Annotated in this window: 12 protein-coding genes and 1 pseudogene; 6 read left to right on the top strand and 7 right to left on the bottom strand. The window is 72.4% G+C overall.

Annotated elements, in window-relative coordinates; translation table 11 throughout:
* The first annotated feature begins 90 nt into the window (after nt 1-90).
* Nucleotides 91-1,248, top strand: coding sequence for an FCD domain-containing protein (locus ABN273_RS24200; protein WP_349451262.1), 1,158 nt, complete (start codon nt 91-93; stop codon nt 1,246-1,248).
* A 68-nt stretch (nt 1,249-1,316) separates the two neighbouring features.
* Here ABN273_RS24200 and ABN273_RS24195 read toward each other — a convergent pair whose 3' ends face one another.
* Nucleotides 1,317-3,716: a glycoside hydrolase family 95 protein gene (locus ABN273_RS24195; protein ID WP_349451260.1), complete on the bottom strand. Its 2,400-nt coding sequence runs from the start codon at nt 3,714-3,716 to the stop codon at nt 1,317-1,319.
* Nucleotides 3,717-4,005: 289 nt separating this feature from the next.
* Here ABN273_RS24195 and ABN273_RS24190 point away from each other — a divergent pair, with 289 nt between their 5' ends.
* Nucleotides 4,006-4,836 (top strand): amidohydrolase family protein, encoded by an 831-nt coding sequence (locus ABN273_RS24190; protein ID WP_349451259.1) that lies wholly within the window; start codon nt 4,006-4,008, stop codon nt 4,834-4,836.
* On the opposite strand, the gene ABN273_RS24185 is transcribed toward ABN273_RS24190, so the two are convergent.
* From ABN273_RS24185 to ABN273_RS24160, 6 genes are read right to left on the bottom strand one after another with little or no spacing between them, the layout of a single operon-like run.
* On the bottom strand, nt 4,829-5,875 hold the full coding sequence (locus tag ABN273_RS24185) for an aldose 1-epimerase family protein (protein WP_349451258.1): 1,047 nt from the start codon (nt 5,873-5,875) through the stop codon (nt 4,829-4,831). The genes ABN273_RS24190 and ABN273_RS24185 overlap by 8 nt on opposite strands.
* Nucleotides 5,872-6,570 carry an SDR family NAD(P)-dependent oxidoreductase gene (locus ABN273_RS24180; protein ID WP_349451257.1) on the bottom strand — a complete coding sequence of 233 codons (699 nt, stop codon included), beginning with the start codon at nt 6,568-6,570 and terminating at the stop codon, nt 5,872-5,874. The genes ABN273_RS24185 and ABN273_RS24180 overlap by 4 nt, the downstream gene beginning before the upstream one ends.
* Complete coding sequence (locus tag ABN273_RS24175) at nt 6,567-7,595, bottom strand: hypothetical protein (protein ID WP_349451256.1); 1,029 nt, start codon at nt 7,593-7,595, stop codon at nt 6,567-6,569. The genes ABN273_RS24180 and ABN273_RS24175 overlap by 4 nt, the downstream gene beginning before the upstream one ends.
* The gene (locus ABN273_RS24170; RefSeq protein ID WP_349451255.1) at nt 7,583-8,773 is read right to left on the bottom strand and encodes a CaiB/BaiF CoA transferase family protein; all 1,191 of its coding nucleotides are present in this window, start codon (nt 8,771-8,773) and stop codon (nt 7,583-7,585) included. The genes ABN273_RS24175 and ABN273_RS24170 overlap by 13 nt, the downstream gene beginning before the upstream one ends.
* Nucleotides 8,773-9,537 carry an enoyl-CoA hydratase/isomerase family protein gene (locus ABN273_RS24165; protein ID WP_349451254.1) on the bottom strand — a complete coding sequence of 255 codons (765 nt, stop codon included), beginning with the start codon at nt 9,535-9,537 and terminating at the stop codon, nt 8,773-8,775. Before ABN273_RS24165 ends, ABN273_RS24170 begins: the two co-directional genes overlap by 1 nt.
* A gap of 27 nt (nt 9,538-9,564) precedes the next feature.
* Nucleotides 9,565-10,275 carry a FadR/GntR family transcriptional regulator gene (locus tag ABN273_RS24160; protein ID WP_349451253.1) on the bottom strand — a complete coding sequence of 237 codons (711 nt, stop codon included), beginning with the start codon at nt 10,273-10,275 and terminating at the stop codon, nt 9,565-9,567.
* Between the two features lie 83 nt (nt 10,276-10,358).
* Between ABN273_RS24160 and ABN273_RS24155 the strand changes: the two genes are divergently transcribed.
* From ABN273_RS24155 to ABN273_RS24135, 4 genes and pseudogenes are all read left to right on the top strand, one after another.
* A complete protein-coding gene (locus ABN273_RS24155; RefSeq protein ID WP_349451252.1) occupies nt 10,359-11,006 on the top strand; it encodes an aspartate/glutamate racemase family protein in 648 nt (215 codons plus the stop codon).
* 5 nt (nt 11,007-11,011) lie between these two features.
* A pseudogene (locus tag ABN273_RS59570) lies at nt 11,012-12,163 on the top strand (RuBisCO large subunit C-terminal-like domain-containing protein); the annotation flags it as partial.
* A 136-nt stretch (nt 12,164-12,299) separates the two neighbouring features.
* The gene (locus ABN273_RS24140) at nt 12,300-13,664 is read left to right on the top strand and encodes a four-carbon acid sugar kinase family protein (RefSeq protein ID WP_349451249.1); all 1,365 of its coding nucleotides are present in this window, start codon (nt 12,300-12,302) and stop codon (nt 13,662-13,664) included.
* A gap of 157 nt (nt 13,665-13,821) precedes the next feature.
* Complete coding sequence (locus tag ABN273_RS24135) at nt 13,822-14,574, top strand: SDR family NAD(P)-dependent oxidoreductase (RefSeq protein WP_349451247.1); 753 nt, start codon at nt 13,822-13,824, stop codon at nt 14,572-14,574.
* The last annotated feature ends 326 nt before the right edge of the window (nt 14,575-14,900 follow it).

The raw sequence follows: 14,900 nt of genomic DNA, 5'->3' as shown, positions 1-14,900 counted from the left end.
GTTGGTCACATAGCCTCGTCAAGGGGCTATGCGGCGCTACAAATAAGTTTCAAGCGGGTGGCTGAGTCATAAATACGTTAGGGTGGGGCTGTGTCTGGACGCACTGACGACAAGCGGCTGGTGCTGGGTGCGGAGGAGCGCGCCACTCTTCGCGAGTGGGCGGAGGGGTCCTCCGAGGGGTTGAGTCTGCGGAGCCGTATCGTGCTCGCCTGCGCCGACGGGCTGCCCCGCAAGGAGATCGCCGGCCGGCTGGACGTGAGCCCGGCGACGGTGGCGAAGTGGCGGGCCCGCTTCGTGGAGCGGGGGCTGGACGGGCTGGCGGACGCGCCGCGCCCCGGCCGGCCGCGCAGCGCCGAGCGGCGGGAGGCCGAGCGGGTGATCGCCGCCGCGGCCGGCGGCTCGGCCGTGCCCTCGACCCGTACGATGGCGCGCCAGCTCGGGCTCTCGCAGTCGACGGTGGCGCGGATCTGGCAGGAGCAGCAGGTCGCGCCGCCCGCGGCCCGGCTGCTGCCGAGGGAGCTGCTGTCCGACCGGGTCTACGCGCTGCTGCGCGGCTGGATCGTGGCGGGGGAGCTGGTGGCGGGGCAGCGGCTGGTGGAGGCGGAGATCGCCCGCCGGGTCGGCACCAGCCAGGCCCCGGCTCGTGAGGCGATCAAGCGGTTGGCGCACGAGGGGCTGGTCATCTCCTATCCCAACCGGGGGAGCTACGTCGCGGAGATCTCGGACGAGCAGGCCCGCGAGGTCCGCGACATCAGGGTGTTGCTGGAGGAGTATGCCGCACGCGGTGCCGCCGTCCGCATCCAGGCCGACACGCTGCGTGAGCTCTCGGCCGACGTGATGGCGATGCGTCAGGCGGCCCGCGACGGGGACATCGGGGCCTTCCGCGACGCCGACCTGGCCTTCCACCGGCGGGTCTGCGCGGCCTGCGGAAACTCGTTCCTGCTGCGGTTGTGGCGGACGATCGAGTCCAACCTGTGGAGCCTGCACGTGGTGGGCAACCCGCTGTACGACGGGGACTGGACGGCGATGGCCGGTCACCACGACGACCTGGTGGCGACCCTGGCGTCGGGCGACCCCGACGAGGCGGCCCGCCTGTTCGCCGCCCACGCCCGCGGCGAGGCCTCCCGCACCCGCCCCCGCACCCGCCCGGCCGCCGTCCCCGGCCTGGCGGGCTCGTCGTCCGGCGCGCGGGCCGGCGCGTCCGGCGTCCCGACGTTCTCGGACACCGCACCCGAGACGGCCCCCTGACGCGCCCGCCGCCGCTTACGCCGGCCGAGGGGACAGGCCGCTATGCCACGGGGCCGCCCGTCGGGTGCTCAGGGGGCGAGGTCGTACGTGGCTCCTCGGTGGGTGTCGAAGACGAGCACGCCCGGCTCCGGGCGGTCGGCCGGGACCGGGCGCCCGTGCGACGTCACCGTCACCGGCTGAGCCGTCCGGAGCGTGAGCTTGCGCCCCAGGTCCGAGCGGATGCGCCCGTGGACCAGTGCGCCCGCGCTCCACGACAGGTCCACCTCGAAGCCGCCCCGCGCCCGCAGCCCGCGGAACGACCCGGTGGGCCAGGCGGCGGGCAGGGCGGGCAGCAGGTGCACCTGGTCGCCGTGGCTCTGCAGGAGCATCTCCGTGATCCCCGACACCCCGCCGAAGTTGCCGTCGATCTGGAACGGCGGATGCAGGTCGAACATGTTCGGCGCCGTACGGGCGGGCAGCAGCAGGTTGGACAGCCGCTTGTACGCCTCGGGAGCGTCCAGCAGCCGCGCCCAGAAGTTGATCTTCCAAGCCAGCGACCACCCGGCCCCCGCCTCGCCACGCAACTCGAGGGTGCGGCGGGCGGCGGCGGCGAGGCCGGGCGAGAGGCGGGGGTCGATCTGGTGGCTGGGGAAGAGGCCCCACAGGTGCGAGATGTGGCGGCTGCGCGACAGCGCGGCGTCGCCCCGGTAGTCCTCCTGCCACTCCTGGATCTGCCCCAGGTGGCCGATCTGGTTGGGAACGAGCCGCGCCCGGGCCGCAAGGGCCTTCGAGCGCATCCCGTCCTCGACGCCGAGGGTCGAGGACGCCTCCGCGAAAGCCTGGAAGAGGTCCCGCAGGATCTGCATGTCCATCGTGGGCCCGGCGCAGATGCTGACGTTCTCCCCGCCGTCCTCGTGGTGCCCGACCTCCGGAGAATGCGACGGGTTCGTCACCAGGTAGCCGGTCCTGGGATCGGTCTGCAAGGTGTCCAGGAAGAACTCCACCGACCCCTTGATCAGCGGGAAGTGCTCGCGCAGCCGCCGCTCGTCGCCCGTGTAGAGGTAGTGCTCCCAGAGCATCAGGCACAGCCACGCCCCGCCGCTCGGCCACACGCCGTAGAACGCGAAGTCCACCGGAGCCGTCCCGCGCCAGCCATCGGTGTTGTGGTGCGCCACCCAGCCCTTCGCGCCGTACTGCGTCTCGGCGGTCCTGGCCCCCGACTCCGCCAGATCCTTGACCAGGTCGAACAGCGGGTCCATGCACTCGACCAGGTTGGTGGGCGCGGCGGGCCAGTAGTTCATCTCGCAGTTGATGTTGATGGTGTACTTCGACTCCCATGCGGGCGTGAGCGAGTCGTTCCAGACGCCCTGCAGGTTGGCGGCGTAGCCGGGCGCGCGGGAGCAGGAGATGAGCAGATAGCGGCCGAACTGGAAGTACAGGGCGGCGAGCGCGGGATCCGTGTCGAGCTGCTTGCGCGCGATCCGCTCGTCGGTGGGCAGCGCGGCCGCCTCCGACGTGCCCAGGTCGATCTCGACCCGGCCGAAGAGCTCCTGGTAGTCCCGTACGTGCCTGCGCCGCAGCACCTCGTACGGCTGCCCGCTCGCGCGTACGAGATGCCGCCCCGCCACCTCTCCCGGGTCGCCGCCGACGTCCTTGAAGCTGCGGTAGCTGGAGCCCATGGAGATCAACAGCGTGACCTCGTCGGCGCCCTCGACGATCAGCGTGCCGCCGTCCGTGCGGACCGTGCCGCCGCGCGCCTCGGCCTTGGCCACGGCGCGGAAGCGGACCTCGCCCTTCAGGCCCTGGGTGTCGCCGCTCACGCCGTCGAGGGCGATCGAGTCCCGCCCGGCCGAGGCGGTCGAGGACTTCTGCGGGCTGGAGAAGGTCGCCTGGAAGCTCACCGAGCCCGGCTTGTCGGCCGTGTGCCGTACGACGATGACCTGGTCGGGGTTGCTGGCGAAGGCCTCGCGCGTGTGGCGCACGCCGTCCCGCACGAACGTGACGGTGGTGACGGCGCGGGTCAGGTCCAGCTCGCGGCGGTACTCCGTGAACTCGGCCGAGCCCGGGTAGGTCAGCGCGAGGTCGCCCAGCACCTGGTACGCCGCCTGCTCGCTGGGCTTGCCGAGGAACTTCTTGTCCGCCAGGTTCTGCGCGGCCTGCCACTTGTCCTCCCAGACCAGCTGCCTGATCTGGGGGAGCGCGGCCAGCGCCTCGGGGTTGTCGTAGTCGTGCGGCCCGCCGGCCCAGATGCTGTCCTCGTTGAGCTGCAGGCGCTCGGTGGCGACGCCGCCGAAGACCATGGCCCCGAGCCGGCCGCAGCCGATCGGCGTCGCCTCGAGCCAGGCCGCCGCCGGACGCTTGTACCAGAGCACCAGCGGGTTGCTGCCCGGCTCGGTGGCGAATGCCGGGCTGGTCACGAGCAGGGAGCCCGCCGCCGCTCCTAAACCGGTCTTGAGTACGCCTCGTCGTGTGTAGCCGTCGTTGGACACAGTTACTCCAGAAGGCAGTGAGGGCGCGTGGATGCGTACAACCTGTCCGGCGGGTAAGCCGCTCACAGGGACGCCACAGGCGCGGTGAACGTAGGATGTATCTTTACGCGAAGTCGCCGTCATATGTCCAGATCTCCCGAGGATCTAGCCGAAAGATTGGAGGTCTGCTAGTTTGCCGATCATGGAGAAGCTCGGTCGCAGCATCGTGGCCGGCGCCCGCAGCCCCAAGGACCTGGCCCTGGCCGCCGTCCCGATCCCCGACGACCTCTGGACCGAGTTGGATTGACCTATGAGCCGCATTGACGCCCACCACCACGTGTGGGACCTCTCCGCCCGCCCGCACGGCTGGCTCGACCCCGAGCCGATGGCGCCCGTCCGCCGCACGTTCACCCTCGACGACCTCGCCGGACCCGCCGCGGCGGCAGGGGTGACCGCGACCGTGCTGGTGCAGGTGCTGCACGACCTGGCGGAGACGCGGGAGTTCCTGGCCCTGGCCGCGCAGTCCGAGCTGGTCGCGGGCGTCGTCGGGTGGATCGACCTCACCGCGCCCGACGCCGCCGACACCCTGGCCGGGCTGCCGGAAGGGCTGGTGGGCGTCCGCCACGGCGTGCAGTCCGAACCGGACCCCGGCTGGCTGAGCCGGCCCGACGTGCGGCGGGGGCTCGCCGCGGTGTCCGCCGCCGGGCTGGCCTACGACCTGCTCACGCTGCCGCACCAGCTGCCCGCCGCCATCGACACGGTGGGCGCCCTGCCCGAGCTGACGTTCGTGCTCGACCACCTGTCCAAGCCGCCGATCGCCTCGGGCGAGCTGGAGCCGTGGCGGAGCCGGATCCTGGAGCTGGCCGCCCACCCCAACGTCTACTGCAAGCTGTCCGGCATGGTCACCGAGGCCGACTGGGCGTCCTGGCAGGTGGCCGATCTGCGGCCGTACGCCGAGACCGTGCTGGAGGCGTTCGGGCCCGAGCGGGTGATGTTCGGCTCGGACTGGCCGGTCTGCCTGCTCGCGGCCGGGTACGAGCAGGTGGCGCAGGCCGCGGGCGAGCTGTGCGCGGGGCTGTCGGAGGGCGAGCGGGCCGAGGTCTTCGCCGGCACGGCCCGCCGCGCCTACCGCATCAGCTGATCGAGACACGGAAGGTCGTGTGGTACGTCCGCGACTCCTGCGGCCCCAGCCAGATCATGCTGCCGTCCTCCCTGGCCGCGGCGTCGCCCGACACGTGGTGGGTGGACGGCTCAAGGCCGACCGCGTAGTTGCCCGAGCGCAGGTTCAGCCACTCGAAGAAGTACGGGAACTCCTCCGCCCGCCACTCCACGGCGACCTTCATGCCGAGCCGCTCGTTGATCAGCGCCACCCGGTGCAGCCCGTCCGCGCCGGGGTTGAGCGCGTGCTCGTACACCTGCTCCACGAAGCCGGGCGCCGGACCGGGGAAGGTGACGTGGTCGGCCTTCTGCTCGGCCACGCTGTCGCTCTGCCAGAGCGTCTCGCGGATGTCGGCCTCGAGCCTGGCGCCCTCGTCGAGCAGCGGCCAGCCCAGGTTGATGTGGTAGAGGAACATGTGCGGCGCCGGCTCGAACCCGGCGTTGGTGACGGTGTCGACGAGCCTGATCTCGTCGCCGCCCAGGTCGGTCTCGATGCGGCGGACCAGGCGCAGGTTCTCGGCGAACACCGCGGCCTGGCGCACCTCGCCCTCGGCCCACAGCACGCAGCGGTCGCCGTCCCAGCGCTCGCCGTACCCGGTGAGCCGGGCCGGGATGTTGCCCACCCGGCCGTGCAGCCCGTGCCGCACGGACTGGCGGGGCGGGTAGCGGTAGCTGCCGGCGGGCACGTCGCCCCCGAACAGCGTGTGGTCGAGCCCGGCCGTGACGATGAGCCCGGAGAACGAGCGCAGCCAGGACAGCCCGTCCTCGTCGGCGTTCTCGTGCAGCCCGGGGTGGCGGAAGCCGGTGGGGGAGCGCCAGCCGAACGAGCGCCCGGCGTGCTCGGCGTGCCCGATGTCCATGCACCTGTCCACCAGCACGTCGAACGCCAGCCCTGAGCCGGTGCGGAACTCCAGCGTTCTGATGCCGCGCTCGAGACCGTCCCCGAGCGTCACCAGCCGGACCCCGCCGGCCGCGCTCAGATCCCCGGTCAGCTCGGCCAGCCGCCTGCGGTCGGGCGTCATGCCATCACCCACCCTCCGTTGACTTCGATGGTCTGCCCCGTGACGAACGAGGCGTCGGGCCCCGCGAGGAACGACACCACGGCGGCCAGCTCCTCGGGCGTGCCGCGCCGCTGGAGCGACTGCCGCTCCAGGACGAACCGGTTGTACGCCTCGGGGTCCTCGTGGATCTCCTCAGCCGCTGTCGGGAAGGCGCCGGGGGAGACGCAGTTGACCCGGATCTCGCGCGGCCCGAGCTCCCGGGCCAGCGCCCTGGTCAGCGCCGCCGCCGCGCCCTTGGTCGCCACGTACGCGGCCAGCTCGGACCAGCCGCCGTGCATGGTGATCGAGGCGATGTTGACGATCGCGCCGCCTGAGGTCATCTGCCTGGCCGCGTGCTGGGCGGCCAGCCAGTAGGCCCGCTGGTTGACCGCGTGCACGTCCTCGTACTCGGCCAGCGGCACCTCCAGGAACGGCCTGGTGGGGTAGACGGCCGCGTTGTTGACCAGGATCCCGATCGGGCCGAGCCGCGCGGCCGTCTCGGCGAACGCGGCCTCGATCGCGGCCGGATCGCGCAGGTCGGCCTTCAGGTTGAGCGCGCCTTCCAGGGCGCTCGCGTCGAGGTCGAGCGCCGCCACCTGGTGGCCGTCGGCGGCCAGGCGGCGGACGATCGCCCCGCCGAGCGCTCCGGCGGCGCCTGTCACGAGCGCCGTGGTCATTGCTGCCTCCATTCCTTGTGCAGGTCCTTGAGGAGTTCGCGGGCCTTGACGCGGGCGAGCAGCCCGTCGCGGATCAGCGTGGACGATCTCTCCTGCAGGGCGATGTAGCCGGGGAAGCGCGGCCTGATCCAGGCGGCCTCCATGGTGGCCGTCGTGGGGCCGTCCTTCCAGGCGGAGCGGGCCGCGGGCTGCCCGCCGGCGGCCGGGAACAGCTTCGTCTGCACGGGCTCTGACACGAGGCGGCGCAGGTGGGCGCGCACGGCCTCGCGGATCGCGCCGATGCGCCGCCTGGAGACCACGAGCCCCGTGCCGCCCAGCACGCTCCCGGGTGCCCGCCCCGGCCAGGCGGGTGCGTCGGAGAAGGCCAGCGGGTACGCGGTGTACTGGTACACCAGGGGGCAGTAGTCCGCGGCGTTCCCGGCCATGGCGTCGAGGACGCCGATCGGGTTGAGCAGCGACACCGTCGGATCGGCGAGCGTGCGCAACTCCGACATCAGCTCCAGCGCCCGGATCCCCTCCTCCTCGTCGAGGAAGTCGCCCGAGCACAGCGCGCAGAACATCAGGAAGGCGTGCGGCCCGCCCAGGCACAGCGCGGTCCGCGTCCCCTTGGCGAACTCCGCCACCTCCGGCCAGGTCTCCGGCGCGGCCACGCCGGGCCGGGCGACGGCGACCTGGGTGGCCGCGTCGAGGGGCAGCGCCCACTGGCGTCCCTCCAGGCGGTAGCTGTCCCAGGTGCGGCCGGCCGGGCCCGCCCGCAGCCGCGCCAGCTCGTCCGGCTCGAACAGCTCCTCCATCGGCACCAGCGCGTCCATGGCCGCGCCCAGCCCCGGGTGGTCGATGACGAGCACGTCGTATGTCTCGCACAGCTTCGCGATCGGCTCCGACTCGAAGCCTTCGAGCGGCTGCCGGTCCCACTCGATCGGCTCCGGCACGTCACCGTAGGGGTTGCTCCCGGCGAGATCCAGCCGCGTCAGCTCGTCCAGCGGGGCGTACCCCCGGGGATGGTCCCAGGTCAGTCCTCGCATGCCAGCACGCCCTCCGCCACCAGCTCGGCCGTGCGCTCCGGCGAGTAGCCCAGCTCTTCGAGCAGCTCCCTCGTGTGCTCGCCCACCAGCGGGGCGCCCCTGCGCACCTCCGGCGGGGTGGCGCTGAAGCCGTAGGGGAAGCCGGGCGTGGTGACCGTGCCCTCGGTGCGGTGGTCGTAGGTGACGAACGAGCCGTTCTGTTCGACCTGCGGGTCGGCCACCAGCTCCGCGTACCCGTACACCGGGCCCGCCCACAGGTCGTGGCGGGCGCAGATCTCCAGCCACTCGGCGGTGGTGCGGTCCGGCAGCCTGCGGGCCACGCTCGCGGTGATCTCGTCGCGCCTGGTGTGGCCGTCGGCGTCGCCGTCCATGCCGGCCAGCTCCGGCAGGTCCAGCGCCACGGCCAGCGCGTCCAGCCGGGGCATGCCGAGCGCGAGGTAGCCGTCCTTGGTGGCGAACACCCCGTACGGCGCCCGGATGTAGGTGTGGCCGTGCGGCTCGCGCCCGCGCCGCTGCGGCACCCCGCCGACCGTGAAGATCGACAGCTCCTGCATCTGCACGGCGATGGCCGCGTCCAGCATGTTGACGCTCACCCGCTGGCCCTCGCCGGTGCGCTCGCGGTGCAGCAGCGCGGCCAGCGCGCCCTCGAACGCGCTGTAGGCGGTGATGGCGTCGACGGCGTACGTGCCGGCGGGCGCGGGCGGGTCCCCGTCGCGGCCCGTGCTCAGCATGGCGCCGCTCATGGCCTGCAGCAGCAGGTCCTGGCCCGGCCTCGACATGTACGGGCCGGTCTCGCCGTACCCGGACATGGAGACGTACACGATGCCGGGGTTGATGCCGCTGATCGTGTCGTAGTCCATGCCGAGCCGCTCGGCCACGCCGGGACGGTAGTTCTGCAGGAACACGTCGGCCGTCGCGGCGAGCCGGTGCACGATGGCGCGGCCCTCGTCGGACTTGAGGTTCACGGCGAGGCTGCGCTTGTTGCGGTTGAGCGACAGGAACGAAACGTTGACCCTGTTGCCCGTCGCCCCGCCTGCGGGGGCGTGCCGCTGCCACTCGCCGGTCACCGGCTCCACCTTGACCACGTCCGCGCCCAGGTCGCCCAGCCGCATGGCGGCCAGCGGGCCCGCCATCGCGATGGACAGGTCGACCACGCGGTAGCCGTCCAGGACGCCCATCAGCGCCCCTCGAAGACCGGCTCGCGGCGCTCGGCGAAGGCGGCCCGGCCCTCGGCCGCGTCCTGCGTGGCGAAGCAGACGGTCTGCAGGTCGCGCTCGTACTGGATGGCCTGGTCGAGCGGCATCGAGTAGGCCGCCTTGAGGTTGGCCTTGGCGGTCTGCGCGGCGATCGGCGGCCGCTTGGCGATCGTCCCGGCCAGCTCGAGCGCCGCCGGCAGCAGCTTGTCCTGCGGGACCACGTCGGTGACCAGCCCCCAGGCCAGGGCGCGGGCGGCGTTGACGGGCTCGCCCGTCAGCAGCATGGTGGCGGCGTTGCCCGGCCCGACGCAGTGGGCCAGCAGCGCGGACTGGCCGCTGCCGCCGATCCAGCCCAGCTTGATCTCCGGCGCGGCGAACGTCGCCGTGTCGGCCGCCAGCCGGATGTCGCAGGCCATGGCCAGCTCCAGGCCGCCGCCGTAGGCGTAGCCGTTGACTGCCGCGATGATCGGCTTGCGCAGGGCGCGGACGGCGTCGCCGTAGTCGCCGCGGTTGCGGAACTCCCACGGCGTGGCGTACTCGTCCAGCTCCCGGATGTCGCTGCCCACGCAGAACGAGCGCTCGCCCGCGCCCGTGAGCACCGCCACCCGGATGGCGGGGTCGGCGTCCACCCGGCTCAGGCAGGCACGCAGCGCGGCGGCCATGTCGGGGGTTATCGCGTTGAGCTTGGCAGGTCTGTTGAGGGTGACGACGGCCACGGGGCCGTCCACGTCGATGCGGACGTCCAAGGGTGGGCTCTTTCTGGCGGAGGTCTTCTAGCAGCAGAGGCGTACATGCTGCTCGGCGTCGGCGCGGGCGACCTCGACCACCTCGCGCATGGCCTCCTCGGCCTTGCGGTGGTGGCGGCGCCTGATCGCCAGCGCCACGCGTTCGTGGCCGGGCAGCGTTTCCTTGTTGTGCGCGACTGAACGGGTGTGCACCTGCCGTACGGAGCGCAGGGCGATGCTGATCATGTCGTAGATGTAGAGCAGCAGGTCGTTGCCCGCCGCGGCGAACACGGCCTTGTGGAAGGCCAGGTCGGCCTCGATGAACGGCTCGGGGTCGTCGGCCGTGGCGTACAGGGCGGCCAGGGCCTCGTCGATGCGCTGGACCGCGATCGCGTCGGCCCGTTCCGCCGCGACCCTGGCCGCGCCCGGCTCCAGGGCGACGCGCAGGTCGGCCAGCATCTGGATGTCCTCAGGGCGCGGCTCGGGCTCGAACCGCCAGCTGAGGACGTCGGGATCCAGCAGGTTCCAGGACTCGCGCGGGCGCACCCTGGTGCCCGCGCTCCGTCTGGTCTCCAGCAGGCCCTTTCCCGCCAGGACCTTCACGCCCTCGCGTACGGCGGAGCGGCCGATGCCCAGCTCGCCGACCAGGTCCTCCTCGATGGGGATGGAGGTCCCGGGGGCGAGCTCGCCAGTGACGATGCGGGGGCCGAGGGCCTGGACGACCTGGGCGTGCCTGTCCCGCTTGGGATCGATTGCCACGCTCTGGACGCTACCGCCGGCGCCGGATTTTGCATAGCATTTCATCCGATGAAGATGAGATTTCATCGGATGAAGTGAGGCCCATGACGAAGAGGCTAGGACTGATCCACACCTCCGCGACCCTGGTTGACGTGTTCGCCAAGCTGTGCACCGAGCACCTGCCGGGAGTCGAGACCTTCAACATCGTCGACGACAGCCTGATCAAGAACACCATCGCCGCCGGCCACCTCACCCCGCAGACCGCCCGGCGCGTCGCCGGCCACATCGCCTCCGCCGAGGCGGCCGGCGCCGACCACATCCTGGTGACCTGCTCCTCCATCGGCGCCGCCGTCGAGGCCGCCGAGCCGCTGACCGGCGTGCCGGTGACGCGGGTGGACCGCCCCATGGCGGACCGCGCCGTCGCGCTCGGCCCCAGGATCGGCGTGCTCGCCACCCTGTCCACCACCCTCGACCCCACCGCCGACCTGGTACGTCGTCGCGCGGCCGCCTTGAACAGGGACGTCGTGCTGACGGCCAGGTTGTGCGAGGGCGCATTCGAGGCCCTCATGGGCGGGGACGCCGCCACGCACGACGCGCGGGTGGCCGAGGCGCTGGCCGCGCTGGGCGGCGAGGTGGACGTGATCGTGCTGGCCCAGGCGTCGATGGCCCGCGTGGCCGGCACGGTCGAGGCCCCGGTCCCGATCCTGGCCAGCCCGCCGCTCGCCATGGAGCACCTGGCGGCGGTGCTGTGAGCGAAATGATCGTGGCGACGTACCGCGTGCTCACGCGCCTGCCGCTGGAGCAGGCCGTGAGCGCGATCGCGGGGGAGCAGAGCACCGGCACCTTCGTCAGCGTGCGCGGCGAGACCGACGAGCTGCGCGCCCGCCACAGTGCCGTGGTGCAGTCCATCACGGAGATCCCGCTCCCCGTCTCCGAGCCTCTGCCCGGGGCGATCGGCGACGGGCCCTTGACGGCGGGCCTGGTCAAGATCGGCTTCCCGCTGGAGAACACGGGACCCTCGCTCACGAACCTGCTGCCCGTGGTCGCGGGCAACCTCTACGAGCTGCGCGAGCTGGCCGGGCTCAAGCTGGTCGACCTGGAGCTGCCCGCGGCCTTCGGCGCGTCGTACCTGCCTGCGCGGTTCGCCGTCTCGGGCACCCGGCGGCTGGTGGGACGCCCCTCCGGGGTGCTGATCGGGACCATCGTCAAGCCCAACGTCGGGCTGCGCCCCGCCGACTACGTGGACCTGGTACGCGAGCTGGGCCTGGCCGGGGTCGACTTCATCAAGGACGACGAGGTGAACGCCGACTGCCCGCCCGCCCCGCTCCCCCAGCGGATACGCGCGGTCACGGCCGCCCTCGACGAGGTGGAGCGGCGGACCGGGCGGCGGCCGATGTACGCGTTCAACATCAGCGATGAGCCCGACCGCATGCTGCGCAACCACGACATGGTGGTGGCGGCCGGCGGGACCTGCGTGATGGTCAACCTGAACGTCGTCGGCTTCCCGGCCGTCGCGATGCTGCGCAGGCACGCCAGGCTGCCGATCCACGCGCACGTCACCGGCGTCGGGGCGCTGGCCCGGCATCCGGGGCTCGGGATCGGGCACGTCGCGTACCAGAAGCTGGCCCGCCTGACCGGCATCGACCACCTGCACTGCGGCGGCTTCCACAGCAAGTTCTACGTCACGGACGACGAAGTGGCGGCCACGGTCGCGGCGGTCCGCGAGCCGCTGCTCGGCGGCTTCCCCTGCCTCCCCGTCCTGTCGTCCGCCCAGTGGGCCGGCACCGCGCCCGTCACCCTGGAACGCGCCGGGACCACCGACCTGCTGGTGCTGGCCGGGGGCGGGGTGCTCGGCCACCCGGACGGGCCGGCGGCGGGGATCGCCAGCATCCGGCAGGCGTGGGCGGCCGCCGAGGCGGGCGTCCCGCTGGACGAGGTGGACGAGCCGGAGCTGCGGGCGGCGCTGAAGCATTTCGGCGGGGTGATCCGGAAATGGCGCCGGGCGGGGCTCACGCGCGGCTGCTCCGGCGCGGGGCGGTGCGGCTGTGACGCTGTTCGCCTTCGTCGCGGACGACTTCACGGGGGCGACCGACGCGTTGTGGCAGTTCAGGCGGTTCGGGTTGACCGGCTCGCTGGTCACCGACGTGGCGCACCTGCACGACGCGGACGACGTCATCGGCCTCGCCACCACCGCCCGGGCGTCCGCGGACCCGGTTTCGGTGGTGTTGCCCGCGCTCAAGGCCATGGCGGCGCTGGAGCCGCTGGTCATCCAGTACAAGGTCTGCTCGACGTTCGACTCCTCGCCCGCGCACGGGAGCATCGGCGCGGTCATCGCGGCCCTCCACCGCGAGGGGCTGGCCCGGGGCCCGGTGCCGGTGCTCGCCGCGCAGCCCGAGCTGGGGCGCTACACGTGGTTCTGCAACCACTTCGTACGGACGAGCGACGAGGTCCACCGGCTCGACCGCTACCCGCCGATGCGCGACCACCCGGTCACGCCCGCGTCGGAGGCCGACCTCCGGTTACGCCTGGCCGAGCAGGGCGCGGGACGCGTCGGCTGGCTGCCCGCGCCCGCGCCGCCCTTCCCATCGCCGCCACCCCCCTCGCCATCACCGCCCTCGCCCTCACCTCCCTCGCCATCACCGCCGTCGCCGTCGGAGGAGGCGTGCCGGGCGCTTGGCGAGGAGTCGGCCTTCGTCGCGGACGCGCTCACCGAGGACCACGTCCGAGCGCTCGGCCGCCTCCTGCTCGCAGACGCCGGCGGCCGCGCCCCGCTGTACTGCGTCGGGTCCGGCGGCCTGAGCTACGCCCTCGCCTCAGCCAGGAGCACCACGAACCCGGGACTGGCCGGCGCCCTGGGACCGGCCGCGCCGGTGCTGGTCGTATCGGGCAGCCGCTCCCCGATCACCGCCCGCCAGATCGACGCGGCCGAGCGGGCGGGGTGGCGGGTGCTCGACGCATCAGGCGGCCTTCGACGCACAACCCGCGGCGGGGTCGTGAATGCGATCTCCGACGGGCCGCCGAGCGCGACCACGGGCTCGTTCGCGGACCTCTTCGCCCAGGTGGCGGAGAGCCTGGGCGAGGGCCGGCACACGATCGTCCAGTCGACACGCGGCCCGGCTCGTGACCCCGCGGCCGTCGGAGACCTCCTCGGCCGGATCGCCTCGGCAACCGTCCGGGCGGGGCTGGTCCGGCGCCTGGTTGTCGCGGGCGGCGACACCTCGGGCCAGGTCGTGGCCGCCCTCGGCGCGCGCTCGCTGGACGTGGTCGCCTCCCTCGCGGTGGGCGGCCCGGTGTGCGTGCTGTCCGCCGACGACCCCGCGTGCGACGGGCTCGAAGTGGCACTGAAGGGCGGGCAGGTGGGCGGAGAGGACTACTTCCTCCGCGCCGCCGCGGGAACGTCGTCGTGCTGACTGCTCCCGGCGTACGACTTCCGGAGTACGGTCGGCGACCCCGGCGCACTCCGGCGGACGCAATCAGAAACACCCCTCGCGCCTGACGCCCTGGACCCCTCGCTCAGGGCAACGTGGACTCCACGGGACGGCCGCGATTCGAGAGGGAGTGGAAGTCATGATGTATCCGGACCTGCAGGGCAAGGTAGCGCTGGTCACCGGCGGCTCCGGGGGGATCGGGCGAGAGACCGCCCGGGTGCTGGCCCAGCAGGGGATGCGGGTCGTGGTCAACGGGCGCGACCCCGTGGCCATCGAGGCGGCCGTGAAGGAGATCGGCGGCGCGGCGATCGGCGTGGCCGCCGACACCACCGACTTCGCCGCCGTCGAGGCGATGCGCGAGGAGGTCGAGCGGCGGCTCGGGCCCGTGGAGGTGCTGGCGATCTTCGCAGGCGGCGGGACCGGGATGCCCCGGCCCATCGACCAGACGAGCGAGGAGGACTGGCACGCCACCGTGAACGCCAACCTCACCTCGACGTTCCTCGCCGTCAAGAGCTTCCTGCCCCGCATGAGAGAGCGGCGGAGCGGGTCGGTCATCACGATGTCCTCGCTGGCGGCCCGTACGCCGACTCCCGCGTCGGTGGCGTACACGGCGGCCAAGGCCGGAGTCATCGCGCTGACCCGGCAGTTGGCGCACGAGCTCGGGCCCGTCGGCATCAGGGTCAACGCGGTCGCCCCTTCGACGATCATGACGGAGCGGCTGGAGGAGCGGATGCCGTGGGAGTTCAAGGAGCGGCTGCTGGCCGAGCACCCGCTCGGGCGGCTCGGCACCCCGCTCGACGTGGCGAACGTGACCGCGTTCCTCGCCTCCGACGTGTCGTCCTGGCTTACCGGGCTTACGATCGACGTCGCGGGCGGCAAGTGGATGCCCTAGCGGTCCGTGCTGTCCGAACTCACTTGACGATCAGACGGACGTGAAGTGGATCACTTTCCGCGACCGTCAATAAATGTCCGGATTCTGTGACACTGGCCCTCTGGCATGCGCCGTAAAAGATGTCGAAATAGGGGGCGTTTCTGCAGGTCAGGGTGGTTCTGGTAAGGCGGCCGACCGACCCTCGCCGGCTATTGTGAGTGACCTGACCGTTATGTCCAGCGGTTTCTGCCTGTTACATTTTTGCTTATATTCTGCGCGTTGATCGCCATCTCGAGGTGCTTGTGGTTTTTGCAGCACGAGATGGGTTTTCGTTGCGGGGACACCTC

The sequence above is a fragment of the Nonomuraea sp. B19D2 genome (genome assembly GCF_040137845.1).
Lineage (GTDB): Bacteria > Actinomycetota > Actinomycetes > Streptosporangiales > Streptosporangiaceae > Nonomuraea.
The sequence above is the reverse complement of the archived record's forward strand: the minus strand, read 5'-3'. Positions and strand labels throughout refer to the sequence as shown.

What these genes read in the sequence shown, in the direction of transcription:
- ABN273_RS24175 (WP_349451256.1), bottom strand. Translation starts at nt 7,595, where the DNA reads ATGCGAGGACTGACCTGGGACCATCCCCGGGGGTACGCCCCGCTGGAC.
- ABN273_RS24135 (WP_349451247.1), top strand. Translation starts at nt 13,822, where the DNA reads ATGATGTATCCGGACCTGCAGGGCAAGGTAGCGCTGGTCACCGGCGGC.
- ABN273_RS24170 (WP_349451255.1), bottom strand. Translation starts at nt 8,773, where the DNA reads ATGGGCGTCCTGGACGGCTACCGCGTGGTCGACCTGTCCATCGCGATG.
- ABN273_RS24185 (WP_349451258.1), bottom strand. Translation starts at nt 5,875, where the DNA reads ATGACGCCCGACCGCAGGCGGCTGGCCGAGCTGACCGGGGATCTGAGC.
- ABN273_RS24190 (WP_349451259.1), top strand. Translation starts at nt 4,006, where the DNA reads ATGAGCCGCATTGACGCCCACCACCACGTGTGGGACCTCTCCGCCCGC.
- ABN273_RS24155 (WP_349451252.1), top strand. Translation starts at nt 10,359, where the DNA reads ATGACGAAGAGGCTAGGACTGATCCACACCTCCGCGACCCTGGTTGAC.
- ABN273_RS24180 (WP_349451257.1), bottom strand. Translation starts at nt 6,570, where the DNA reads ATGACCACGGCGCTCGTGACAGGCGCCGCCGGAGCGCTCGGCGGGGCG.